The organism is Burkholderia sp. BCC1999 (assembly GCF_905339975.1).
Taxonomy (GTDB): Bacteria; Pseudomonadota; Gammaproteobacteria; order Burkholderiales; family Burkholderiaceae; genus Burkholderia.
Genome location: NZ_CAJPHP010000015.1, coordinates 11,376 through 35,467, shown reverse-complemented (window position 1 = coordinate 35,467; position 24,092 = coordinate 11,376). Strand labels below are relative to the sequence as shown.

The window sequence follows — 24,092 nt, the reverse complement described above, 5'->3', positions numbered from 1 at the left end:
GGAGACACGATCATGCGAAACCTCATGCTGAACACGCTCCGCGCGTCGCTGCTCGCATTGTCCGCGCTGCTGGCCGGCACGGCTGCACACGCGGCGGAAACGGCGCCGGCCGACAGCGCGCTCGTCGCGCGCGGCGCCTACCTCGCGAAAGCCGGCGACTGCGTCGCGTGCCACACCGCGCCGCGCGGCACGCCGTTCGCGGGCGGCCTGCCGATGGTCACGCCGATGGGCGCGATCTATACGACCAACATCACGCCCGATCCGGAGACGGGCATCGGCCGCTATACGGAAGCCGAGTTCGCCGGCGCGCTGCGCAAGGGCGTCGCGAAGGACGGCCACAACCTGTATCCGGCGATGCCGTATCCGTCGTACGCGAAACTGAAGGACGACGACGTGAAGGCGCTGTACGCGTACTTCATGCACGGCGTCGAACCGGTGAAACAGGCGAACCGGCCGTCGGACATCCCGTGGCCGCTCAACATGCGCTGGCCGCTCGCGTTGTGGAACATGGTGTTCCTCGACACGACGCCTTATGCCGACAAATCGGACAAGGACGCGATGTGGAACCGTGGCGCGTATCTCGTGCAGGGGCTCGGGCACTGCGGATCGTGCCACACGCCGCGCGGCGTCGGCTTCCAGGAGAAGGCGCTCGACGAAGGTGGCGCGGCGTACCTGTCGGGCGCGCCGATCGACAACTGGTTCGCGTCGAACCTGACCGGCGAGCACAACACGGGGCTCGGCCGCTGGAGCGAGGCCGATATCGCGCAGTTCCTGAAGACCGGCGCGAACCGGCACGCAACCGCGTTCGGCTCGATGGTGAGCGTGATCAACCACAGCACGCAGGCAATGACCGACGACGATCTGGCCGCGATGTCCCGATACTTGAAATCGTTGCCGGCCGCAGGCGGCACGGGCGCGCCGCCGTACAGTTATGATCCGAAGGCGACGCAGGTGGCACTGGGCCGGCCGGCAACCGACCCGGGCGCGAAGGTGTATAACGCTTACTGCCTGCATTGCCACGGTGTGGACGGGCGCGGTTACGCGCCGCTGCTCGCGCCGCTCGCCGGCAATCCGAACGTGCTCGAGGCCGATGCATCGTCGCTGATCAACGTGACGCTGAACGGCAGTGACACGCTCGTGATCGGCGGTGTGCCGTCCGCGTATCCGATGCCGGCGTTCTCGAACCAGCTGAACGACCGGCAGATCGCCGACGTGCTGACGTTCATGCGCGCCGGCTGGAACAACGGCGCGCCGGCCGTGCAGGCGGCGGACGTCGCGAAACTCCGCAAGGCGACCGCGGCCGCGCGCTGAGCGCGGCGCGATGCGGAACGACGGCAGGCCGGCGTGCCTGCCGTCGAGGCCACCGGGTGCGTGCCAGCCCCGGCGGCCTCGCTCTTTCTGTCAACCGGCGTGCGGCCGTTCGCGGCAGCGCGCGTTTTATCGACGCAATGTAGGGGTGTCTGGATGGCTAACGTGACTTATACGGATACGCAACTGCTGATCGACGGCGAGTGGGTCGACGCCGCGAGCGGCAAGACGATCGACGTCGTGAACCCGGCGACCGGCAAGCCGATCGGCAAGGTGGCCCACGCGGGCATCGCCGATCTCGACCGTGCGCTCGCCGCCGCGCAACGCGGCTTCGAAGCATGGCGCAAGGTGCCCGCGCACGAGCGCGCGGCGACGATGCGCAAGGCGGCCACGCTGGTGCGCGAACGTGCCGACGCGATCGCGCAGCTGATGACGCAGGAACAGGGCAAGCCGCTCACCGAAGCACGCGTCGAAGTGCTGTCGGCGGCCGACATCATCGAATGGTTCGCGGACGAAGGCCGTCGCGTGTACGGCCGGATCGTGCCGCCGCGCAACCTCGGTGCGCAGCAGACGGTCGTGAAGGAGCCGGTCGGCCCGGTCGCGGCGTTCACGCCGTGGAATTTCCCGGTCAACCAGGTCGTCCGCAAGCTGAGCGCCGCGCTGGCAACCGGCTGCTCGTTCCTCGTGAAGGCGCCGGAAGAAACCCCCGCTTCGCCGGCCGCGCTGCTGCGCGCGTTCGTCGACGCCGGCGTGCCGGCCGGCGTGATCGGCCTCGTGTACGGCGATCCGGCTGAAATCTCGTCGTACCTGATCCCGCACCCGGTGATCCGCAAGGTCACGTTCACGGGCTCGACGCCGGTCGGCAAGCAGCTCGCCGCGATGGCCGGCCTGCACATGAAGCGCGCGACGATGGAGCTGGGCGGCCACGCACCGGTGATCGTCGCCGAGGATGCCGACGTCGCGCTCGCGGTGAAGGCCGCCGGTGGCGCGAAGTTCCGCAACGCGGGCCAGGTCTGCATTTCGCCGACGCGCTTCCTCGTGCACAACAGCATCCGCGACGAATTCACGCGCGCGCTGGTCAAGCATGCGGAAGGGCTGAAGGTCGGCAACGGTCTCGAGGAAGGCACGGCGCTCGGCGCACTCGCGAACCCGCGCCGACTCACCGCGATGGCGTCGGTCGTCGACAACGCACGCAAGGTCGGTGCGCGCATCGAAACCGGCGGCGAACGGATCGGCTCGGAAGGCAACTTCTTCGCGCCGACCGTGATCGCGGACGTGCCGCTCGAAGCGGACGTGTTCAACAACGAGCCGTTCGGCCCGGTCGCGGCGATCCGTGGCTTCGACAAGCTCGAGGATGCCATCGCGGAAGCGAACCGTTTGCCGTTCGGTCTGGCCGGCTATGCGTTCACGCGCTCGTTCGCGAACGTGCACCTGCTCACGCAGCGCATGGAAGTCGGGATGCTGTGGATCAACCAGCCGGCGACGCCGTGGCCTGAAATGCCGTTCGGCGGCGTGAAGGATTCGGGCTACGGCTCGGAAGGCGGGCCGGAAGCGCTCGAGCCGTACCTCGTCACGAAGTCGGTCACGGTAATGGCTGTCTGACGGTCGGTCGACCGTGCGCGCGCTGCCGTCGGTGCGGCGCGCACGAACGGCGCAGGCTGGGCATCATGCCCGGCCTGCGCCGTTTTTCGTTGGTTTTCACGATACTGGGCGGGACGATCCCGCCTTCAGTCCGGTGTCGTCACCAGCGCCGCGGTCTGGCCCAGCCAGTCGGCCGGATCGCCGCGATGGTAGATCTGCTCGGACGGCTCGATGTTGTCGATGAAGCGCTGGTAGATCACCGCGCGCCGGGCCGTGGCGATCGGCGCGAGGAGGGCGGCGGCCCGCACCGGGTCGCAGCCGGGCACCCGCGCCAGCCATTCGCGATTCCAGTGCGTCTTGATCGCCGCCGCGTATTCCCGCGGCACCGCGTCGAGAAACGCCGACTGGTCGAGCAATGGGTGGCCGATTCCGCTGTCGCCCCAGTCGAGCAGCGTGAGCGCCGATCGCGTGCCGCGAAAATTGCCGGGATGGCAGTCGCCGTGCACCAGCGTATTCGGCAGTCCGCACGCGTCGAGCGCGGCGAGCCGCGCCGCCAGCCCGTTCACGAAACGAAGCAGCGACGCACGTTCGTCGCCCGACAGTGCGTCGCCATTGCGTGCGACGACATCGGCGATCTCCTCGGACTGATCCGCACGACTCCAGTCGGGCAAGCGCATCGTGCGCAGTTCGTCGATGCGGTCGATCCATGCAGCCTGCAGGTCGATCAGTAACGTCACCATGTCGAACAATTGCGGTAGCGCAGCGTCGTACTGGTCGTCACCGGGAATCTCCGCGAGCAGGATGCGCCCGCATTCGTCATGACCGAGCAGCGTCGGCACGCGCCGGCCGGCCAATGCCGTGATGACGCGGCCCTCGTGCCCCAGAAACGGCGGCACCACTTTCAGCCAGGCCGACTGGCCGCCGATCGGGATCCGCCACACGCTGGACAGGTTCCAGGTTCGCACCTGCACGGGCCGGGCGCTCGCCGACAAGCCGCGATCGGCCAGCACGCGCGCCGCCCAGCCGAGATCGGCCGCGGGGCCGCCCGGCAGCGCGTAGCGCTGGCGCAATGAATGGGGCTCGATGTTCCCGGTCCAGCAATCGGCCGGAACGGGCGACGCAATCTCGGCCAGGTAGGTGACTTCGCCGCCGGGCGCGCGCTCGCGAACGGTTTCCAGCAAACGCAGGATCGTCACGTCGACGCGATGGCGTTCGCGCGCGGCTCGCACGACCGATTCCACTTCCTGCCACCATGGGATCGCGACCGGCATCGGCGGCAGGCAACCGACCACCGTGCCGTCGGGCGTCACCAGCACGAGCCGCGCAACGCGCGGCGGCGGTACGGCCGGATCGAGGGTCCCCGTCATCGTGCTCATGTCGCTCCCGACAGCCTCCGTTGACTGTGCAGGACGAGCTTATCCCGATTCGCGCATGCCTGGCCGTGCAGTTGCCGGTCGCGCGACTCAATGCCGGCTGCTGCCGCGATAGCTTTCGACTTCGGCGTCGTACGCGGCCAGAAACGCCTTGCCGAACACCGACGCGAAATCGTCCTCGATCGCGAACACCGTATCGCGATGGGTCGCCGCATAGCGATCCCACATCCGCGCCTTGTACAGCGCCGGCACGCGCTTCTCGTACCAGCGCATCGCGTCGTCGCGTTCGCGCAGCCGTTGCGGCGAAAAGCGCGTCAGCAGGTCCATCAGCGCGGCGCGCATACCCGCGACCATGCCGATCTGGTGCGCGTGCAGATCCTGGAACGCATCGTTGACCGCGCTCTGCGGCGACATGAAGCCCGGCAGCGGCAGCCCGAACATCTGCCGCAGCACGGCGCCGCCGTCCGGCAGCAGCTTCAGCGGGTTGTTCTCGCGATCGAGCAGCATCGTCATGTGCGCCTTCACCTCGCGCTTCAGGATGCTGCGCGACGACAGCAGCTCGACGGTGCCGTTCGCGAACAGCGCCAGCAGCTGGCCCGCGATGTACAGCTGTTCGGCCGACCACTGGTGCGATTCGGCGGCCACGTCGAGCCCCGCGCCTTCGAAGAACGCGTTCAACAGTTCGTCGGGCGTCGGCGTCGTGCGCGTGGCGTGTGGCGCCGGCTCGTCGGCTGGCCGCGTGTCGGCATGCATGGCCGCCGGCTGAACGCGCACGTGCTGCGTCCACTCGGGCGCATGGTCGGCCTGCGTCGCGTGCGCCGTGTCGCGATCCGCGTTGCCGCGATCGGCCGGCGACGCCGTGCCCGACGCGCCAGGATCGCCCGATGACTGCGCGAACAGGTCGAGCGGATCGATCGACAACTGGTTCAGGTCGCGCTGCGACGGCGCGGGCGGCGCGGCGCGGTGCGCGGGCTGCGGCGCATCCGGGCGTGCGGGACCGCCCGGCCGTGTGCCGGCATCCGCCGCCTTGCCGCGTGGCACGAGGCGATCCTGGAGCAGCCCCCACAGCCGGTTGCCGGCTCCCTTCGGCAAAGGCGAGGGTGGCGCCGCGCCCACCGCGGGCGCATCGCGCTTGCCGGCCGGCGCCCCGGTATCGGGGGCCATGTCGATGACCGGCACGCCGTCGTCATCGTTGCCGTCGTCGCGCTCGGCCCGCAACACGTACGGCCCGATGCGGATGATGTCGCCGGTATTGAGCGGCCGCTCCTGCGCATAACCGACCGGTTCACGATTCACCTCGATCGTCGACACGCTGCTCAGGTTCTTCAGCAGGCACGCGTCGTCGCCGACCTGCAGCAGCGCCTGCAGCCGCGAAATCTGCCGGGTGTCGTCGCGCAGCACCAGATGGTTGTCGGTTGCGCGGCCGATGGTGCCGCCCGGCGGATGAAACACGACGGCGTCGTAGGAGTCGTTTTCGACCGGCTCGCCGGCATGTTCGATCACGATCAGTTGCATGTCATACGTCGCTCGGTGGATGAAGCGCTCGCGTGGATACCGGTTCGTTCAGGAGGCCGACGCATGCCTGCGGCGCGCGAATTCGAACGCGGGCCCCCAGATTGGATGCCCCTTCTCGGCGGATGACAAGTCGAAGCGCGGGTTGAGGTCGAGAATCTTCGAGAACTCCGCGCGACATTGCGCGACGCGGTTCGTCACGCAGTAGCTGAACGCGAGGAGCTTGTGCGCGGCGACCTGCGTGTCGACGTCGGCCCCATCGATCTCCTTCGCATGGTTCAGCAGCGCGATCGTGCGCCCGTAGTCGCCGGCGGCGTACGCGGTGCGCGCGCTGTCGACCGTCGCACGCGCGGCCGACTGCGTCGGGGACGTGCTGCATCCGCCGGCCCCCAGCAGCAACGCACCGAGGAAAAGAACGATCGATGAACGACCTTTCATTATTGAAATAAAAAATGGGTGGTATTGGAAGGTGCCACGCAAACGCTGTTGGATTCTAGTGCCAATCATTGGCATCGATATCTCTGTTACGTTTTGTTTCAACTACCCGATCCGATTCCATTTTCTATTGAAAATAGACTACGAATTTCATTCCTTGTTAAACCGGGAAAACGATCTATAGTTCGCTGTGTTTTTCGGATTCGTCAGTTGTTTTGTCAGCGCTCGTCAATGCACGAAAAAATGGGCCGTCCGTTCGGGCGGAACGAATAGCCTGGCACACCATCAGCGTCGCGAGCGCCTCTTGCTCGGCGGCCGGCCGGCTTATGCCCCGCGCCCATCCGACATGGTGTCCACGCAATAGAGCCGGGCCGCCCAGGCGAACCGGTCGGATTAATTTTTCCGTCAAATGCCAATCTCAACTCAATTGCCAGTCATCCAGCAGAATCGACTTTTACGAATCCCGGATGATTTGACCCGGCTTTTTACCAGAACAATATGCCGGAACAAATTGCAATGGAAGGATATGCGAATTACACAATTACCGATCAATTAATTGTCCCTTTTTTTATCCGAACATCCGGTTTCGCAGTTGAAAACCGGTGCATGGCTATTGGGTGGCGAGGGTGGAATATGCAATGGCGGTCGAGCAGTTTCATCGTATGGGGATGCGTGTCGCTGCTGCCGGCGTGCGGCGCGACGGAGCACGCGGCCGCGGTGCCGTATGCGATCACGGTCGAGGTTGCGCCCGACGTCAACCCTGACATGAACCGCAAGCCGTCGCCGATCGTGCTGAAGGTGTTCCAGCTGCGTGCGGCGTCGGCCTTCGACAGCGCGGATTTCTTCTCGCTGCAGGACAAGCCCGAGAACGTGCTCGGTGCGGACCTGCTCGGCACCGACCGGGTGATCCTGCGGCCCGGCGAGTCGCGCACGCTGCACTATCGCGGCAACGTGGAGGCCGGCGCGATCGGCGTCGTCGCCGAATACCGCATGCTCGAAAAGAACCGCTGGCGGCTGACGGTGCCGTTGCCGCGCGCGAAGCAACTCAACCTGTACAAGTTCTGGCAGACCTCGCCGGGCGAGTTGAAGCTGTCGATCGCGGTCCGGAACGGCGGCGTCGCGCTGAACAATCCGCAGGGGCGCCCATGACCGAACCGACAATGTCCGCGACGCCGGTCGCGGCGCTCCGCCAGCGCGTGGTGTGGACCGAGGGCATGTTCCTGCGCCCGCAGCATTTCCAGCAGCTCGAACGGCACTGGGAGCGCTATGTCGCGTTGCGCTGCCTGCCGCTGCAAGGCTTCTACTGGGGCTTCGACACGCTCGAGATCGATCGCGAACAACTGGCGCTCGGCAAGGTCGCGCTGCGCGCCGCGTCGGGCGTGATGCGCGACGGTACGCCGTTCGACCTGTCGCATCCGGACGATCTCCCCGAGCCGCTCGACGTACCGGCCGACGCGAAGGACCAGCTCGTCGTGCTCGCGCTGCCGCTGTGGCGCGGCGGCGGCGAGGAGGTGTCGTTCGGCGCGGGCCCGGCCAGCAGCGGCAACGGCAACGCGGACGTCGCGCGCTACGTCGTGCGCGAATACGAAGTGGCCGACGCGAACGCGGTCGCGCTCGGCCCTGCGCTGCTGCAGACGGGGCGCCTGAACGTCCGGCTGATGCTCGAAGCCGAGCTGACCGGCGACTGGCACGCGCTCGGCGTCGCGCGGATCGTCGAGCGGCGTACCGATGCGCGGCTGCTGGTCGACGACGGCTACATTCCGCCGCGGCTCGTCGCGCAGCGCGATGCGGTGTTGCTCGCGTATGCACGCGAACTGCACGGGCTGCTCACACAGCGCAGCGAGGCGCTAGGGGAGCGGCTGTCGGAACCGGGGCGGGGCGGCGTGTCGGAAGTCGCGGATTTCCTGCTGCTGCAGCTCGTGAACCGCTATCTCGCGCTGACCTGGCATGTGCAGCAGCAGGTGTCGACGCATCCTGAAATGCTGTTCTGCGACTGGCTGAAGCTCGCGTGCGACCTGAGCACGTTCACGGCGGCCGGCCGGCGCCCGCAGTCGCTCGCGGTCTACGTGCACGACGACCTGCGGACGAGCTTCGCGGAACTGATCGCGGAACTGCGGCGGTCGCTGTCGACGGTGCTCGAGCAAAACGCGATCCAGATCGAGCTGCGCGATGCGGGCAACGGCATCCGCGTCGCGACGCTGGCCGACCCGGCGCTGCGCGACACGGCCGGCTTCGTGCTCGCGGTGCGCGCAGACGTGCCGGCCGACAGCCTGCGCACGCGCTTTCCCGCGCAGGCGAAGCTCGGGCCCGTCGAGCGGATCCGCGATCTCGTGCAGTTGCAACTGCCAGGCATCACGATGCGCCAGTTGCCGGTCGCGCCGCGCCAGATCCCGTATCACGCGGGCCATACGTACTTCGAGATCGACAAGGGCAGCGACCTGTGGAAACAGCTGGCGCGCTCCGGCGGTCTTGCCTTTCATTTCGCCGGCGAATTCCCCGGACTCTCGATGGAGTTCTGGGCGATACGCGGGTGACGGCGGGGCGACGCGATGAATTCTTCTTCCGATCCGATCTCCGCCGGCGCCGGCGGATTCGTGCCGCCGAATCCGGGCGGCATGCATCCGGCTGCCGCGGCGGGCACGACGGCCACACAGCCGCGGCCGGGCCGCTGGGCCGCGAGCGGCACGAATCCGCTCGTCGCCGCCGCGAACCCGCTGCTCAACCTGGTGCCGCAGATCCGCTCGACCGTCCACCATCCGAATCCGGCGTGGCTGCGCGAGCATCTCGTCGTCGAGATCCGCCAGTTCGAGGCGCGCGCGCAGGAAGCCGGCGTGCCGTCGGAAGCGATCATCGGCGCGCGCTACTGCCTGTGCACGGCGCTCGACGAGGCGGCCGCGCTGACGCCGTGGGGCGGCAGCGTGTGGTCGTCGCACAGCCTGCTCGTGTCGTTCCACAACGAGACCTGGGGCGGCGAGAAGTTCTTCCACCTGCTCGAACGCCTGTCGCAGCAGCCGCGCCAGCATCTCGACCTGCTCGAGCTGCTGTATTTCTGTCTCGCGCTCGGCTTCGAGGGCCGCTATCGCGTGCTCGACAACGGTCACGCGCAACTTGACGCGCTGCGCCACCAGCTCGCGCTGACGATCCGCTCGGTGCGTGGCGAATTCGAGCCCGCGCTGTCGCCGCACTGGCGCGACGTCGTCACGCGCGATGTCGCCCGCCGGTTCGGCGTGCCGCTGTGGGTGTGCGTGGCGCTCGCGCTGCTGATCGGTTTCGGCCTGTTCGTCGGGCTGCGCATCGCGCTCGCCGGGCATTCGGACCGGCTGTTCGCGTCGATCGATGCGCTGCACGTGCCGAAGCTGCAGCCCGCGCAGGTGCCGCCGCGCCCGGCGCCGGCGCCGCGCATCGCGAAATTCCTGGCGCCCGAGATCGCGGCCGGCCTCGTGTCGGTGCGCGACGATGCCGATCGCAGCGTGATCGTGCTGCGCGGCGACGGGCTGTTCAAGTCCGGCTCGACGTCGGTGATCGACCGCTACGTGCCGGTGCTCGCGCGCGTCGCCGATGCGCTGGACAAGGTGCCCGGCAACGTGCGCGTGACCGGCTACACCGACGACACGCCGGTGCATACGGCGCGCTTCGCGTCGAACTGGGACCTGTCGCGCGAACGCGCGGAAGCGGTGCGCAGCATGATCGCCGCGCGACTCGATCATCCGGAGCGGCTCGCGGCGGAAGGGCGCGGCACACTCGACCCGGTCACGCCGAACGATTCGCCCGCGAACCGCGCGCTGAACCGGCGCGTCGAGATCACGCTGCTGCCGGCGCCCGGCAGTGCCGCCGTCGGCGCACGCGCGACGCAGGGAGCCAACTGATATGAACCAGGCTGTCGCGCGTTTCGTCCGGCCGTTGCCGTCGCGGGAAATCTGGACCTTTGCCGGTCTCGTCGTGCTTGCGTGCTTCGTGTGGCTCGCGGGCCCGCTGTTCGCGTTCGCCGAGATCCGGCCGCTCGAAAGCGGCTGGGCACGTGGGCTGACGATCGCGGTGCTGTTCATCGCGTGGGGCGTGCGCGTCGCGTGGCGCAGCTGGCACGCCGGCCGCCTCAATGCGCAGTTGCTGAACCAGCTGCGCGAGGCGGCGCCGGGGCCGGCCATCGCCGACGATCCGGCGAAGGCGCAGCTCGACGAGTTGCGCAGCCGCTTCGACGAAGCCGCGACGCTGCTGAAGAAGGTCCGCTTCGGGCAGGCCGATACCGTGCGCAAGGGCCTGCCGCGCTGGTTCGACCGGATGTCGCGCCAGTATCTGTACCAGTTGCCGTGGTACGTGTTCATCGGTGCGCCGGGTTCGGGCAAGACCACCGCGCTCGTCAATTCCGGGCTCAGTTTCCCGCTCGCCGAACAGTTCGGCCGCGCGGCAATACGCGGCGTGGGCGGCACGCGGCATTGCGACTGGTGGTTCACGAACGACGCGGTGCTGATCGACACGGCCGGCCGCTATACGACGCACGAAGGCAATCGCGCACTCGACGAGGCCGAGTGGAAAGGCTTCGTCGACCTGCTGAAGAAATATCGCACGCGCCAGCCGCTGAACGGCGCGATGCTGACGATCAGCGTCGCGGACCTGCTCGGCGCGTCGGAAGCCGAACGCACGCAGCACGCGATGGTGCTGCGCAAGCGGCTGCTCGAACTGCGCGCGCAGCTCGGCATCCGCTTTCCCGTGTACCTGCTCGTGACGAAGGCCGACCTGCTGGCCGGCTTCGCCGAATACTTCGGTGCGTACGGCCGCGCGGAATGCGCGCAGGTGTGGGGGTTCACGTTCCCGCTCGCGCAGAGCGAAACGCCGGGCTTCGACCTGCGCGCGGCGTTCGACCGCGAATACCGGCTGCTGCACCAGCGGCTGAACGACGGGCTGCCCGAGTTGCTCGCCGCGCAGACGGACGCGCGCCAGCGCGAGATGACGTACCTGCTGCCACAGCAGATCGCCGACCTGCAGGACATGCTCGGCCAGTTCGTCGCCGAAGTGTTTTCGGTGTCGAGCTACGAGCCGATGCCGATGCTGCGCGGCGTCTACCTGACGAGCGGCACGCAGGAGGGCACCGCGTTCGATCGCGTGATGAGCGGCATCAAGCGCTTCCTGAAGATCGAGGGCGTGCCGCCGGTCGCTCAAGTCGGCTCGACCGGCCGCAGCTTCTTCCTGAAATCGCTGTTGCAGGAGCACATCTTCCGCGAAGCCGCGCTTGCCGGCAGCGACCTGCGCTGGCACCAGAAGCGGCGCGTGCTGCAGTTCGCGGGCTACGTGCTGCTCGCGCTGGTGTGCGTGGCCGTGCTGGCCGCGTGGCTGCGCAGCTATGCGAACAACCGCGCGTATCTCGACCAGATCGCCGCACGCGTGCCGGCCGTCGATTCGCAGATCGCCGGCGCGAAATTCTCCGATGCGTCCGACATCGCGCGGTTGCTGCCCGTGCTCGACGCGCTCGGCGGGCTCGCGAATGCGGGTGGTGTCGACCTGCAGCATCCACCGCTCGCGTACCGGTGGGGGCTGTTCCAGGGCGAGAAGATCGACGAGGCCGTCGATGCCGTGTACCGGCGCGCACTCGAGGACGTGCTGCTGCCGATCGCCGCGAGCCGGATGGAAGCCGCGCTGCGCGACGCGCGGCCCGACGAAACCGAATATGCGTATGCGGCGCTGAAGGCGTACCTGATGCTGTACGACAGCGCGCACTACGATCCCGCGTTCGTGCAGGCTGTCGTCGACCTCGAAATGGAACGCTCGCTGCCGCCCGATTTCTCGCCGGCCGAGCGCGCGGCGCTGCGTGCGCATCTCGCCGCGCTGTTCGGCGGCCGTGTCGCGGTGTCGCCGTATCCGATGAACGAGCGGCTCGTGGCCGACGTGCGCGACCGGCTGCGGCAGGTGCCGTTCTCGCAGCGGCTGTACCGTCAGCTCACGCGCACGCTGCGTCCGGCGACGTCGGCGTTCGACTTCAGCGTCGCGCGCGCGGTCGGCCCCGACGCGTCGCTGGTGTTCCGCCGCCAGAGCGGCAAGCCGTTGTCGGAAGGCGTGCCGGGCTTCTACACGCGCAACGGCTATCGCAACGTGTTCGCGCCGCGCCTGGCCGGCGAGGTCGAAGCGTACGGACGCGAGGAGGTGTGGGTGCTGAACCTCGGCCTGTCCGAGATCCCCGGGCCGAACGACGCGGCCGCATGGGCGCGCGACATCCGCCAGCTTTACCTGAACGACTACCTGAAGATCTGGGACGACTATCTCGCCGACATCAAGCTGCAACGCACGGCGACGCTCGCGCAGAGCATCCAGGTCGCACGCGCGCTGTCGTCGGCCGATTCGCCGCTCACGCGGCTGATGGTGGCGCTTGCACGCGACACGGCGCTCGGCGATGCGCCGGGCGGTGCACGCAATCTGGCGTCGCGTGCGCAGGACAAGGTCGACGAGGCGCGCAGCTCGCTGTCGCAGATCTTCGCGGGGCAGGCCAGCGACGCGAATCCGTCGGCGGCGGCGCCCGCGAGCCCCGAACAGGTGGTCGACAGCCATTTCGCCGGGCTGCGTGCATTCGCGCCGGGCAGCGGCGACCAGGCCCAGGCGTTCAACGAGGTGCTGAAGTCGATCGACGCGCTGTACACGTACCTGACAGCCACCGACGATGCGCTGAGGAGCGGCGCGCAACCGCCGCCGTCGGACGCCCCCGCACGGCTGCGCGCGCAGGCCGGCCGCCTGCCGACGCCGTTCCGCGAAGTGCTCGACGATCTGTCGAACGTCGCGAACGGCAGCGTCGCGACCGTCGAGCAGCGCAGCGTCGCGCAGCGTGCCGGCGCGAACGTCGGCGACTTCTGCCGGCAGGCAATCGCGGGCCGCTATCCGTTCGCGCGCGGTGCGTCGCGCGACGTCGCGCCGGCCGATTTCGCGCAGATGTTCGCGCCGGGCGGCTTGATGGACGACTTCTTCCAGAAAAATCTGCAATCGATCGTCGATACGACGTCGCACCCGTGGCGCTTCGCAAACCGCAATGCCGACGCCGATCCGTCAGCCGCGGCAATGCTTGCGTCGTTCGAAAAAGCCGCGGTGATCCGCGACGTCTATTTCGGCGGCGGCGCACGCACCGCGCAGTTGAAGGTGCAGGTCCAGCCGCTCGAAATGGATCCGTCGATCACCGAGATGGTGCTCGACGTCGACGGACAGATCGTCCGCTACGCGCACGGCCCGCTCGTGCAGAGCGCGCTCGACTGGCCGGGCCCGCGCGGCAGCAACCAGGTACGGCTGCAGGTGTCGGGCCAGGCCGGCGCGACCGACGGCTTCTCGACCGACGGGCCGTGGGCGCTGCACCGGCTGTTCGACCGCGCCGCCGTATCGGCCGGGCGCGGTTCGGACCAGATGATTGCGCGCTTCACGGTCGACGGCAAACCGATCGTGCTGCAGGTGAATGCGGGCAGTGTCCGCAATCCGTTCCGACTGCCCCAGATGGAGTCCTTTACATGCCCTCCGAAGCCATGAGCCCGACACCGCCGCTCGCGCGCGCCGACGGCGACGCGCCGGCCTGGTACGGGAAGATTCCCGGTGCCGGCGACTTCGTGAACAGCCGGCTGCCGCATGCGCTCGCGCAGTGGTGGGAGCGCTGGCTTCAGCAGGGGATGGCCGCGATGCGCCAGCGCGGCACGGACGAGATCGAACGCCACTACACGGTCGCGCCGGTCTGGAATTTCCTGATCCCGGCGGGTGCCGGCGCATCGTGCGTGCAGTCGGGCTGCCTCGCGCCGAGTTGCGACCGCGTCGGGCGCTATTACCCGGTGATCGTCACGCTGCCGATGCGCGCGGCCGACTACTGGAACGGGCTGCCGGACGCCGCCGACACGTACTACTGGCAGGTTGGCCATGCGCTGCTCGACGCGATCCGCCACGCACGCGCACCGGGCGACCTCGAGCGGACGCTCGAACGCGTGCGGCTCGCGCCAGGCGCCGGTCGCGACGCGGCGGACCTCGTCGAAGGCATGCCGGCGGCGCTGCCGGAGCGGCCGGCGGCAGCGGCATGGCCGGGGCTTTCAGGCTATTTCGATCCGCACGGTGGCACCAGCTTCTGGTGGACCAACCGCGCCGACGGATCGCCGCTGCGCACGCATGCGCACACCGGCACGCCCGACAACGCGTTGTTCCTGACGCTGTTCGGCGGCGGCTAGCGGCCTGGGTGACGGCAGGCGGGCCGCCGCGCGCGGCAGGCGGAAAGGATGCGGTTTCGAGAGGTGGTGGAGATGAAGGACGCTGGATCGAGAGACAACGAGCATGACACGGCGACACGCGGCGACGCATCCGAATTCACGGTGCGGCCGCTGCCGCTCGGCCATCGCCTCGGCGAGCTGCAGCTCGACGAGGTGCTGGGCATCGGCGGTTTCGGCATCGTCTATCGCGCGTTCGACCGCACGTTGCGGCGCGCCGTCGCGATCAAGGAGTACATGCCGTCGATGCTCGCGACGCGCGGCGGCGACTACACGGTGTCGCTGCGTTCGGAGCGGTTCGCGCAGGCGTTCGACGCGGGACGCGGCGCGTTCCTCAACGAGGCGCGCCTGCTCGCGCAGTTCGATCATCCGGGGCTCGTCAAGGTCCTGCACTTCTGGGAAAGCCACGGCACCGCGTACATGGTGATGCCGTTCTACGAAGGGCGCACGCTCAAGCAACTGCTCGACAGCGGGATGCGGATCAGCGAGACGCAATTGCGCAATATCGTCGGCGCGCTGCTCGGCGCGCTCGATACGCTGCATCGCGCGCAATGCTTCCATCGCGACGTCGCGCTCGACAACGTGCTGATCCGCCCGAACGGCAGCGCGATCCTGCTCGACTTCGGCGCGGCGCGCAAACGGATCGGCGACATGGTCGACGACGGCGCGATGATGATCAAGCCGGGCTATGCGCCGATCGAGCAGTACACCGACGATCCTGCGTTCAGCCAGGGGCCGTGGACCGACCTCTATGCGCTCGGCGCGGTGATGCACGCGATGATCACTGGCGAATTGCCGCCCGCGGCCGTCGTGCGCAGCATCAAGGATACGTACCGGCCGCTCGCGTCGCGCGAACTGCCGGCCGGCGAGGTGTACAGCCCGGCGTTTCTCGCGGCGGTCGATCATGCGCTGCAGTTGCGGATTCCGGACCGGCCGGAATCGGTCGCGGCGTTCGCGGCGGAACTCGGGTTGCGGGATTTCGACCGGACGGGAGGCGGGTATGGCGCGGCGGCCGCGCCGCTGGCGGGGGATGCCGGCAAGGGTGGGGAAGGGAAGGCAGATGCTTCGACGGCTTCCGCTGCGTCGGCGATCGGCGAGGGCGGGACGGCTTCGGGCAAGGCCGCAACGCATGTGCCTTCGTCGAAGTCAGCGCATCCGGACGAGATGTCGACGCCGTCGGAAACCGCCTCCGCGTCGTCAGCCGGGTCCGGCGCGAAACCGGAGCCGGAAGGGTCTGCTACATCGAAGGCGGCCGCACAAGGCACTGCGATGGGCGCTACCGGAACGCTCGCGGCTTCGGCGGCAGCGCATGCGGCAAAGCATGATCAATCCGATGCGCCTGACGGAAATGCCGAACGTGCGAAGGAACCGCCGGCAGCCAGCAGCGCAACGCACGACGATCCCGGCACGCGAGCGCCAGGTGCCGACGCCAGGATCGGCAACCGTGACACGGCACCGAAAGTTGGAAATACCAACAGCCATGCTGACCAGCTTGCCGGTGCCTCAGGTGCGAAGACGTCGCGGCCTGCCGCATCGGCCGCGTCGCCCGGCGGCACATCGCCGCCGACCGACACCCCGCGTGCGGCGGCGCCGGCCGGATCACGCAGCCGCCGCGTGCCCGTCTATGTCGGTGGCGCAGTCGTTGCGCTGATCGCCGTCGGCCTCGCCGCAACCTATCTGTCGCGGCCGGCCCGTGTCGCGGACGACACCGCTCCCGCCGCAAGCCAGCCGCTCGCCGGCACGTCATCGCCCGCCAGTACGCCAGCCACCACGCTGGCCCAGCAGGGGCCGACACCGACCGTCGTGCCGCCGTCGAGCCTGCCGGCCGGATCGTCCGCGGATGTTCCACCTCCGATCGCCGCCGCGCCGGCCAGTGCGCCTGCCGTGGAGGCCGCCGCGCCCGTGCCGCAGGTCGCGACGACCGTCACGAATCCGCCTTCGACGCGGGCCGGTGCGAGTTCGACCATCGCCCCGGCCGGCAGCCTCGACGCGTCGGAACGCGTCGTAAACGTCCCGCCCTCGGAAGCGGCCGCCGCACCGGCGACAACGCCAACGCCCGCGCCGAAGCCACCGTCGGAAACCGAGACGGCCGTCGCCGCCGTGAACGCGCCAACGGCGGAATCGCCATCGCGTCCGCCAAAGACGCAGGAAACCGTCCAGGTGCGTTTCAACGTGCGCCCCTGGGGCGACGTCTACGTAAACGGCGCACGGCGCGGCGCGAGTCCGCCGCTGCGTTCGGTGTCGCTGACGCCGGGCGTCTACGTGATCGAGATCCGCAACGGCGCGCTGCCGCCGTTGCACCGCACCGTTGCGATCGACTTCGGCAGCAAACCGGTCAACATCGACTATGCATTCGAATGACGTCAGCCAGGCGGCGCTGGCCGCCGCCGAATATTCCGCGGCATCGCCGCGCGCCGACCTGATCGGCCGACTCCTCGCGGACGTTGCGCCGGATGCGCCGTGCGGCGCGAACCTCGAATACGACGCCGAGTTCCTGCAACTGCAGGAACGCGCGACGCCGCGCGCCGAGCAGCAGTACGGCGACACCGTGATCCCGGCCGAGGCACCCGACTGGCGCACGGTCGAACGGCTCGCGCTCGCGTTGTCCACCCGCACGAAAGACCTGCGCGTCGTGGCCTGTCTCGCGCGCAGCTGGACCGAGCAGCACGGCATTCCCGGCTACGCGGACGCACTCGCGGTGGTCGCGACACTGCTCGAACAGCGCTGGGACGATCTGCATCCGCGGCTCGACGCGGACGGTGAGCCGGACCCGACGCCACGGACGAACGCACTCGCCGACGTCGCCGGTGCGCACGATTGCGCACGCGCGGCGCGCCGCCAGCCGCTCTTCGACGGCGGGCCGAGCGTGCGCGACGCCGAGCGGCTGCTCGACGGCCGCGACGAAACGGGCGCCGCCGCGATCGGCAGCCGCGAAAGCCTGATCGCCGCGCTGTCGGCCGCACGCGACGACGGCACGACACCGCTGGACGCAGCGCGTGCCACATTGCGATCGCTCGATGCGATCCGCGCGTGCGTGGCGGACAAACTCGGTCGCGAATGGGCGCCCGATGAGGGCGATGCGGAAAAGGCGTTGCGCCGGATCGCGCAGGACGTGCCGCTGCCCGAGCCGTCGCAACGCCCACCGGACGGCGCGATGCCTGCACCGCAGGCCGTACCCGGCGGCACCGCACCGGCCGCGCAGGTGGCCATGCCGAATGCCCACGCGTGGCGCGATGCCGAAGTCGCGAGCCGCGACGACGTTCGCATCGGCCTCGACAAGATGTGCCGCTATTTCGAACTGCACGAGCCGAGCCATCCCGCGCCGCTGCTGCTGCGGCGCGCCCAGCGGCTGCTCGCGCTCGACTTCTACGAAATCATCCGCGATCTCGCGCCGGAGAGCCTGCCGAAGCTGGACCTGCTGAGCGGCGAACGGAGCGAATGAACCGAACGAAGGAAGCCGCCACGCGGGCGGCGGCAACGACTCGCGCAACCTGATCGAAGTGAAGGAGTGGACGATGACGGACAGAACCAAGGCAGCGGGCAGCGGACAGAAGTTCATCGCGCGCAATCGGGCGCCGCGCGTGCAGATCGAGTACGACGTCGAGACCTATGGCGCCGAACGAAAGGTGCAGCTGCCGTTCGTGATGGGCGTGATTTCGGACCTCGCCGGCAAGCGTGCCGAGCCGCTGCCGGATTTGCCGGAGCGCAAGTTTCTCGAGATCGACGTCGACAACTTCGACGAACGGATGAAGTCGGTCGCGCCGCGCGTCGCGTTCCAGGTGCCGAATACGCTGACGGGCGAAGGGATGCTCAACGTCGACATGACGTTCGAACAGATCGACGATTTCTCGCCGGCTGCGATCGCGCGCAACGTCGACGCGCTGCGCCGGTTGCTGGAGGCGCGCACCGAGCTGTCGAACCTGCTGTCGTACATGGACGGCAAGCACGGCGCCGAACAGCTGATCGAGCGCGCGATCAACGATCCCGACCTGCTGAAGACGCTCGTGCGCGAACCGCGCGAACCCGCGCAGGGCGGTGACGCGACCCAACCGGAGGCCCGCGATGAATGATCCCGTCCAGTCCCGCGTCGACGCGCGCGACGCCGCGCAACCCGCCGTCGCGCACGACGAGTTCGCGGCGCTGCTGCAGAAGGAATTCAAGCCGAAGACGGCCGAGGCGCGCGAGTCGGTCGAGCGCGCGGTGCGCACGCTCGCGCAGCAGGCGCTCGAACATACGGTAGGCATGACGACCGACGCGTACGGCAGCGTGAAGCAGATCATCGCGGAGATCGACCGCAAGCTGTCCGAGCAGATCAACCAGATCCTGCATCACACCGAGTTCCAGACGCTCGAAGGCGCATGGCGCGGGCTGCATTACCTCGTCACGCACACCGAGACCGACGAGTTGCTGAAGATCAAGGCGCTGCCGGCGTCGCGCAACGAGGTCGCGCGGATGCTGAAGCGCTACAAGGGCGTCGCGTGGGACCAGAGCCCGCTGTTCCGCAAGATCTACGAGGAGGAATACGGTCAGTTCGGCGGTGAGCCGTTCGGCTGCCTGGTCGGCGATTTTCATTTCAATCACAGCCCGCCGGACGTCGAAATGCTCGGCGAATTGTCGAAGATCGCGGCCGCCGCGCATGCACCGTTCATCGCCGGCGCGTCGCCCGAGCTGATGCAGATGGATTCGTGGCAGGAGCTGTCGAACCCGCGCGACCTGACGAAGATCTTCCAGAACACCGAATACGCGGCGTGGCGCAGCCTGCGGCAGTCGGAGGACTCGCGCTACGTCGGCCTCGCGATGCCGCGCTTTCTCGCGCGGCTGCCCTACGGCGCGCGCACCAATCCGGTCGACGAGTTCGACTTCGAGGAAGACACCGACGCCGCGAACCACGACCGCTACACGTGGGCGAACTCGGCGTACGCGATGGCGGCGAACATCAACCGCTCGTTCAAGCAGTACGGCTGGTGCTCGTCGATCCGCGGCGTCGAATCGGGCGGAGCCGTCGAAGGGTTGCCGAGCCATACGTTCCCGACCGACGACGGCGGCGTCGACCAGAAATGCCCGACCGAGATCGCGATCAGCGACCGCCGCGAGGCCGAACTCGCAAAGAACGGTTTCATGCCGTTCGTGCACCGGAAGAACTCCGATTTCGCGGCATTCATCGGCGCGCAGTCGCTGTATCAGCCGGCCGAGTACCACGACCCCGACGCAACCGCGAACGCGCGGCTGTCCGGCCGCCTGCCGTACCTGTTCGCGTGCTGCCGCTTCGCCCATTACCTGAAGTGCATCGTGCGCGACAAGATCGGCTCGTTCCGCGAGCGCGACGACATGGAGCGCTGGCTGAACGACTGGATCATGAACTACGTCGACGGCGACCCCGTGAACTCTTCGCAGGAAACCAAGGCGCGCAAGCCGCTCGCGGCCGCGCAGGTGGTCGTCGACGAGGTCGAGGACAACCCCGGCTACTACACGTCGAAATTCTTCCTGCGGCCGCACTACCAGCTCGAAGGGCTCACCGTGTCGTTGCGGCTCATCTCGCGGCTGCCGACCGCGAAGGCGGCGAACGAGTGAGCGGCGCGGCAGGCAACGATCGGCATTCAACACGGCATTCATCCTGACATCGCACTGAAACGGAGACGGTTATGGGCGTGGCAATGTTTATGAAGGTGGACGGCGTGACCGGCGAATCGGCGGACGCGCAGCACAAGGGCTGGACCGACATCCAGTCGTTCACATGGGGCGCGAGCCAGCCGGGCGCGATGGCGAGCGGCAGCGGCGGCAACGCGGGAAAGGCGAGCTTCAACGATCTCGTCGTCGCCGCATACATGGACAAGGGCGCGCCCGCGATCATCAAGAACTGCGCGAACGGCAAGCATCTTTCATCGGTCGAGATTTCCGCGTGCAAGACCGGCGGCACGCAGGTCGAGTTCATGCGCGTGACGCTGCAGGAGGTGCTCGTCACGTCCGCGCAGGTCGCGGGCATCGATCCGGGCGACGTCGCCGACCGGCTGATGATGCATTACGGCTTCCAGGCCGCGAAGGTGAAGAAGCAGTACTGGCAGCAGAACGACAACGGCGGCAAGGGCGCCGAGGTGACAGTCGGCTGGAACATCAAGGAAAACACCGAGATGTAACGGCGCGGAGACGACCATGGACGACCCGCGAACCCGCGACGCCCGGGAGGGCAACCTGCGCGACCGGCTGCAGCCGGCGTTGCTCGACCGGCTCACCGACGACGCACCTCAACGCGCCGCCGAAGCGCCCGGCGCGTTATGGATCGGCACCGAACGCCTGCGTGCGGCCGTGCTGCGCGATCTCGCGTGGCTGCTCAACACGCGCAACGCCGAGGACGGCTTCGTCGACTGGTCGGCGTTCGCGCACGCGCAGGCGTCGGTGCTCAACTACGGCATGCGGCCGCTCGTCGGCAAGCCGATGTCGGGCGTCGAGCGGATGTCGGTCGAGGCGTCGATCCGCGACGCGATCGTCCGATTCGAGCCGCGCATCGCGCCCGACAGCATCGATGTCCGCAGCGTGATCGACGCGCCCGGCGGCCGCGCCGGCGAGCGGCGTCACAACGTGCTGCTGTTCGAGATCCGCGGCACGCTGTGGTCGATCCCGCATCCGCTCGAATTCGTGCTGCGTTCCGGCCTCGATCTCGAGACGGGCGCGATGTCGCTGCAATCCGTGACGGGAGCCTGACGCGATGGATACGCGCCTGCTCGACTACTACAACCGCGAACTCGCGTACCTGCGCGAGCTCGGCGGCGAATTCGCGCAGCAGTTCCCGAAAGTTGCCGCGCGGCTGCGGCTCAATGAGTCGGGGCCGCCCGACCCGTACGTCGAGCGGCTGCTCGAAGGCTTCAGCTTCCTCACCGCGCGCGTCCAGCTGAAGATGGACGCCGAGTTCCCGCGCTTCACGCACGCGCTGCTCGATGCCGTGTATCCCGGCTATGTCGCGCCGCTACCGTCGATGGCGATCGTGCGGTTCGCGCCGCTGCTGAACGAAGGCAGCCTCGCGCAGGGCTGGCATCTGCCAGCCGGGACCGCGCTGCGCGCGCGGCCGGCCGCGTCCGAGCAGACTCCGTGCGAATTCCGCACCGCGCACGACCTGACGCTGTGGCCGCTCGAGCTGATCGATGCGACCGTCACCGGCGCGCCGTCCGGGCTGCCGCGCGGCGCCGTCGCCGCGCGGCAGGACGTACGCGGTGCGCTGCGCATCCGGCTGAAGGCACGCGGCGGCGCAAAACTGTCGCAACTGCCGCTCGACCGGCTGACGTTCCATCTCGCAGGCCCCGAGCGCGATGCGCTGCATCTGCTCGAACTGATCGCCTCGCATGCGCTCGGCGTCGTGTGCCATGACCCGGGGCAGCCGCCACGCTGGCTGCATACGCTCGACGCCGACGCGATCGTCCACGAAGGCTTCGATCCTGCACAGGCGATCCTGCCCGACGACGGCCGCAGCTTCCACGGCTACCGGCTGCTGCGCGAGTATTTCGCGTTTCCCGCGCGCTTCCTGTTCTTCAGCATCGGCGGGCTGCGCGCCGCGCTCGCGCGTGCGACCGGCGACGAGTGCGAGCTGACCGTGCTGTTCGACCGGCACGACGCGACGCTCGAAGCGGCCGTCGACGCGCGTCACCTCGCGCTGAACTGCACGCCGGCCGTGAATCTGTTCGCACGCCGCGCCGACCGCATTCCGCTGCAACCGGGCGCGCGCGAGCACCATGTCGTCGTCGATCGCAGCCGGCCGCTCGACTACGAGGTCTATGCGGTGCAGCGGCTCGCGAGCGAACAGCGCGACGACGGCCAGTCGCGCGAGTTCCGGCCGTTTCACGCATCGTTCGCCGGCGACGACGGCAACTACGGCGCGTACTACACGGTGCGGCGCGAGCCACGGCTGGTGTCCGCGCAGGCACGCTCGAACGGCACGCGCACCGGTTACGTGGGCAGCGAGACCTACGTGTCGCTCGTCGACAGCCAGTGCGCCCCGTACGACGAGACGATGCGCTACCTCGCAGCCGACACGCTGTGCACGAACCGCGATCTCGTGCTGCTACATCCACCGGGCGACGCGAACACATTCACGCTGCGCGTGTCGGCCCCGGTCGAGCGCATCGTCGCCATCCGCGGCCCGTCGAGGCCGCGCCCGCCGATCGCCGATGCGCAAACCGCGTGGCGGCTGATCCGCCATCTCGGGCTGGCGCGCCACACGCTGACCGATCTCGACGACGAAGAGGGCGCGCATGCGCTGCGCGAACTGCTCGGCCTGCATGCCGACCCGGCCGACACCGCGATGCGCCGGCAGATCGACGGCGTGCAGCGCGTCGCGTTCTCGCCCGTGTTCCGCCGGCTGCCGGCATCCGGGCCGTTGATGTTCGGGCGCGGCGTGCAGGTTGACGTGACCGTCGACGACCATGCGTTTTCCGGCGACAGTCCGTTCCTGCTCGGCTCGGTACTCGAACAGTTCTTCGCCCGCCACGTGTCGATCAACGCGTTCGCCGAATGCGTGCTGACCAGCGCGCAACGCGGCACGCTCGCGCGCTGGCCGGCGCGTATCGGCAGGCGACCGGCGATATGAAACGCGAACCGTCATCCGGCATTCAGCCGGCCGCCGACGCCGCGCGCCGCAACGCGTGGTGGGCGCGGCTGCGTGCCGCGCCGCACGGCTACGACCTGTTCCAGGCGCTGCGCTGGCTCGACGCGCTGTCGCCCGGACGCCCGCCGCTCGGGCGCGCCATCCGGCCGCGCGACGAACCGGTGCGGCTCGGACAGCAGCCGTCGCTCGCGTTCGCCGCGTCGATGCTGGCCGGCATCCACGACGACGACGGCGGCATGCCGCCGCGCATCGCGATCCACGGTTTCGGATTGTTCGGCCCGAACGGGCCGCTGCCGACGCACCTGACCGAATACGCACACGAACGCGCGGCGCAGCACGACGACCCGACGTTTGCCGCATTCGCCGATCTGTTCCATCACCGGCTGATCCTGCTGTTCTACCGTGCGTGGGCCGACGCACAGCCGACGGTGAGCCTCGATCGGCCCGGGCACGCACGGTTCGATGGCTATATCGCGAGCCTGATCGGGCGCGTGGCGCACGGCGACAAGCCGAGCGCGTCGACCAGCGCCGACACGCTTGCGCCGCATGCGCGCAATTTCCATGCGGGCCATCTCGTGCGGCACACGCGCAACCCGGAAGGGCTCGTGCAAATCCTGCGCCGGCATTTCGGCGTCGACGCGCGCATCGTCGAGCACGTGCCGCAGTGGGTCGCAATCGAGCGCTCGCAGCGCTGCACGATCCGGGCAACGCGGCCGACGTTGCGCGTCGGCGCCGTCGCGCTTGGCATCGCGGTGCGCGACGCGCAGTCGCGTTTCCGCATCGTGCTCGGCCCGCTGACGCTCGATGCGTATCGCCGCTTCCTGCCGGGCGGCCCGCACGCGCGGCAGCTCGCACAGTGGGTACGCGAGTACGTCGGCATCGAATTCGACTGGGACGTGCAGCTGGAACTGGCGGCCAACGCAGTGCCAGCGATCGCGCTCGGCGCGCCGCAGGGCATCGGCCGCACCGCGTGGCTCGGCCAGCGGCTCGAACCGGGCCCGGCGCGCGACCTCGTCGTCCGCTACGACGTGCGGCGCGGCGGCACGCCCCTTCATCGCGAAACCGCCTAACCGGGAACCG

Annotated in this window: 18 protein-coding genes; 15 read left to right on the top strand and 3 right to left on the bottom strand. The window is 68.8% G+C overall.

The features are described from left to right. Positions 1–12 precede the first annotated feature (12 nt). Both U5809_RS22085 and U5809_RS22080 read left to right on the top strand, forming a co-directional pair. The gene (locus tag U5809_RS22085) at positions 13–1,311 is read left to right on the top strand and encodes a cytochrome c (protein ID WP_322088111.1); all 1,299 of its coding nucleotides are present in this window, start codon (positions 13–15) and stop codon (positions 1,309–1,311) included. A gap of 153 nt (positions 1,312–1,464) precedes the next feature. Next, the gene (locus tag U5809_RS22080; RefSeq protein WP_322088110.1) at positions 1,465–2,910 is read left to right on the top strand and encodes an NAD-dependent succinate-semialdehyde dehydrogenase; all 1,446 of its coding nucleotides are present in this window, start codon (positions 1,465–1,467) and stop codon (positions 2,908–2,910) included. Positions 2,911–3,035: 125 nt separating this feature from the next. Here the strand turns inward: U5809_RS22080 and U5809_RS22075 are convergent, their stop codons facing one another. The 3 genes from U5809_RS22075 to U5809_RS22065 all read right to left on the bottom strand — a co-directional run bounded on the left by U5809_RS22075 (position 3,036) and on the right by U5809_RS22065 (position 6,212). Continuing rightward, positions 3,036–4,265 (bottom strand): phosphotransferase, encoded by a 1,230-nt coding sequence (locus U5809_RS22075; RefSeq protein WP_322088109.1) that lies wholly within the window; start codon positions 4,263–4,265, stop codon positions 3,036–3,038. A gap of 87 nt (positions 4,266–4,352) precedes the next feature. Further along, the gene (gene tagH, locus U5809_RS22070; RefSeq protein ID WP_322088108.1) at positions 4,353–5,777 is read right to left on the bottom strand and encodes a type VI secretion system-associated FHA domain protein TagH; all 1,425 of its coding nucleotides are present in this window, start codon (positions 5,775–5,777) and stop codon (positions 4,353–4,355) included. A gap of 48 nt (positions 5,778–5,825) precedes the next feature. Further along, the gene (locus tag U5809_RS22065) at positions 5,826–6,212 is read right to left on the bottom strand and encodes a TssQ family T6SS-associated lipoprotein (RefSeq protein WP_322088107.1); all 387 of its coding nucleotides are present in this window, start codon (positions 6,210–6,212) and stop codon (positions 5,826–5,828) included. 630 nt (positions 6,213–6,842) lie between these two features. Here U5809_RS22065 and tssJ point away from each other — a divergent pair. The 13 genes from tssJ (at position 6,843) to tssG (ending at position 24,082) form a co-directional block, all read left to right on the top strand. Further along, on the top strand, positions 6,843–7,358 hold the full coding sequence (tssJ, locus tag U5809_RS22060; RefSeq protein WP_322088106.1) for a type VI secretion system lipoprotein TssJ: 516 nt from the start codon (positions 6,843–6,845) through the stop codon (positions 7,356–7,358). After that, on the top strand, positions 7,355–8,743 hold the full coding sequence (tssK, locus tag U5809_RS22055; RefSeq protein WP_322088105.1) for a type VI secretion system baseplate subunit TssK: 1,389 nt from the start codon (positions 7,355–7,357) through the stop codon (positions 8,741–8,743). The genes tssJ and tssK overlap by 4 nt, the downstream gene beginning before the upstream one ends. A gap of 15 nt (positions 8,744–8,758) precedes the next feature. Further along, entirely contained in the window at positions 8,759–10,075 is a 1,317-nt protein-coding gene (locus U5809_RS22050; RefSeq protein WP_322088104.1) for a DotU family type VI secretion system protein, read from the top strand. A gap of 1 nt (position 10,076) precedes the next feature. Next, positions 10,077–13,703: a type VI secretion system membrane subunit TssM gene (gene tssM, locus U5809_RS22045; RefSeq protein ID WP_322088103.1), complete on the top strand. Its 3,627-nt coding sequence runs from the start codon at positions 10,077–10,079 to the stop codon at positions 13,701–13,703. Further along, positions 13,700–14,383 carry a type VI secretion system-associated protein TagF gene (gene tagF / locus U5809_RS22040; RefSeq protein ID WP_415877959.1) on the top strand — a complete coding sequence of 228 codons (684 nt, stop codon included), beginning with the start codon at positions 13,700–13,702 and terminating at the stop codon, positions 14,381–14,383. Before tssM ends, tagF begins: the two co-directional genes overlap by 4 nt. Positions 14,384–14,455: 72 nt before the next feature. Then, positions 14,456–16,780 carry a serine/threonine protein kinase gene (locus U5809_RS22035; RefSeq protein WP_322088101.1) on the top strand — a complete coding sequence of 775 codons (2,325 nt, stop codon included), beginning with the start codon at positions 14,456–14,458 and terminating at the stop codon, positions 16,778–16,780. Continuing rightward, positions 16,767–17,861, top strand: a complete 1,095-nt coding sequence (tssA, locus tag U5809_RS22030; RefSeq protein WP_322088100.1) for a type VI secretion system protein TssA — start codon at positions 16,767–16,769, stop codon at positions 17,859–17,861. Before U5809_RS22035 ends, tssA begins: the two co-directional genes overlap by 14 nt. A 73-nt stretch (positions 17,862–17,934) precedes the next feature. Beyond that, entirely contained in the window at positions 17,935–18,489 is a 555-nt protein-coding gene (tssB, locus tag U5809_RS22025; protein ID WP_114179939.1) for a type VI secretion system contractile sheath small subunit, read from the top strand. After that, on the top strand, positions 18,482–19,990 hold the full coding sequence (gene tssC, locus U5809_RS22020; protein ID WP_322088099.1) for a type VI secretion system contractile sheath large subunit: 1,509 nt from the start codon (positions 18,482–18,484) through the stop codon (positions 19,988–19,990). The genes tssB and tssC overlap by 8 nt, the downstream gene beginning before the upstream one ends. A gap of 71 nt (positions 19,991–20,061) precedes the next feature. Beyond that, the gene (locus tag U5809_RS22015) at positions 20,062–20,553 is read left to right on the top strand and encodes an Hcp family type VI secretion system effector (protein ID WP_027791618.1); all 492 of its coding nucleotides are present in this window, start codon (positions 20,062–20,064) and stop codon (positions 20,551–20,553) included. Positions 20,554–20,569: 16 nt separating this feature from the next. Then, the gene (tssE, locus tag U5809_RS22010) at positions 20,570–21,118 is read left to right on the top strand and encodes a type VI secretion system baseplate subunit TssE (RefSeq protein WP_322088098.1); all 549 of its coding nucleotides are present in this window, start codon (positions 20,570–20,572) and stop codon (positions 21,116–21,118) included. A 4-nt stretch (positions 21,119–21,122) separates the two neighbouring features. Continuing rightward, a complete protein-coding gene (gene tssF, locus U5809_RS22005; protein WP_322088097.1) occupies positions 21,123–22,994 on the top strand; it encodes a type VI secretion system baseplate subunit TssF in 1,872 nt (623 codons plus the stop codon). After that, complete coding sequence (gene tssG, locus U5809_RS22000) at positions 22,919–24,082, top strand: type VI secretion system baseplate subunit TssG (RefSeq protein ID WP_415877958.1); 1,164 nt, start codon at positions 22,919–22,921, stop codon at positions 24,080–24,082. The genes tssF and tssG overlap by 76 nt, the downstream gene beginning before the upstream one ends. Positions 24,083–24,092: the final 10 nt, after the last annotated feature.

Coding starts and splice junctions, on each gene's coding strand:
- U5809_RS22085 (WP_322088111.1), top strand. CDS start 13: ATGCGAAACCTCATGCTGAACACGCTCCGCGCGTCGCTGCTCGCATTG.
- U5809_RS22080 (WP_322088110.1), top strand. CDS start 1,465: ATGGCTAACGTGACTTATACGGATACGCAACTGCTGATCGACGGCGAG.
- U5809_RS22075 (WP_322088109.1), bottom strand. CDS start 4,265: ATGAGCACGATGACGGGGACCCTCGATCCGGCCGTACCGCCGCCGCGC.
- tagH (WP_322088108.1), bottom strand. CDS start 5,777: ATGCAACTGATCGTGATCGAACATGCCGGCGAGCCGGTCGAAAACGAC.
- U5809_RS22065 (WP_322088107.1), bottom strand. CDS start 6,212: ATGAAAGGTCGTTCATCGATCGTTCTTTTCCTCGGTGCGTTGCTGCTG.
- tssJ (WP_322088106.1), top strand. CDS start 6,843: ATGCAATGGCGGTCGAGCAGTTTCATCGTATGGGGATGCGTGTCGCTG.
- tssK (WP_322088105.1), top strand. CDS start 7,355: ATGACCGAACCGACAATGTCCGCGACGCCGGTCGCGGCGCTCCGCCAG.
- U5809_RS22050 (WP_322088104.1), top strand. CDS start 8,759: ATGAATTCTTCTTCCGATCCGATCTCCGCCGGCGCCGGCGGATTCGTG.
- tssM (WP_322088103.1), top strand. CDS start 10,077: ATGAACCAGGCTGTCGCGCGTTTCGTCCGGCCGTTGCCGTCGCGGGAA.
- tagF (WP_415877959.1), top strand. CDS start 13,700: ATGAGCCCGACACCGCCGCTCGCGCGCGCCGACGGCGACGCGCCGGCC.
- U5809_RS22035 (WP_322088101.1), top strand. CDS start 14,456: ATGAAGGACGCTGGATCGAGAGACAACGAGCATGACACGGCGACACGC.
- tssA (WP_322088100.1), top strand. CDS start 16,767: ATGCATTCGAATGACGTCAGCCAGGCGGCGCTGGCCGCCGCCGAATAT.
- tssB (WP_114179939.1), top strand. CDS start 17,935: ATGACGGACAGAACCAAGGCAGCGGGCAGCGGACAGAAGTTCATCGCG.
- tssC (WP_322088099.1), top strand. CDS start 18,482: ATGAATGATCCCGTCCAGTCCCGCGTCGACGCGCGCGACGCCGCGCAA.
- U5809_RS22015 (WP_027791618.1), top strand. CDS start 20,062: ATGGGCGTGGCAATGTTTATGAAGGTGGACGGCGTGACCGGCGAATCG.
- tssE (WP_322088098.1), top strand. CDS start 20,570: ATGGACGACCCGCGAACCCGCGACGCCCGGGAGGGCAACCTGCGCGAC.
- tssF (WP_322088097.1), top strand. CDS start 21,123: ATGGATACGCGCCTGCTCGACTACTACAACCGCGAACTCGCGTACCTG.
- tssG (WP_415877958.1), top strand. CDS start 22,919: ATGCGTGCTGACCAGCGCGCAACGCGGCACGCTCGCGCGCTGGCCGGC.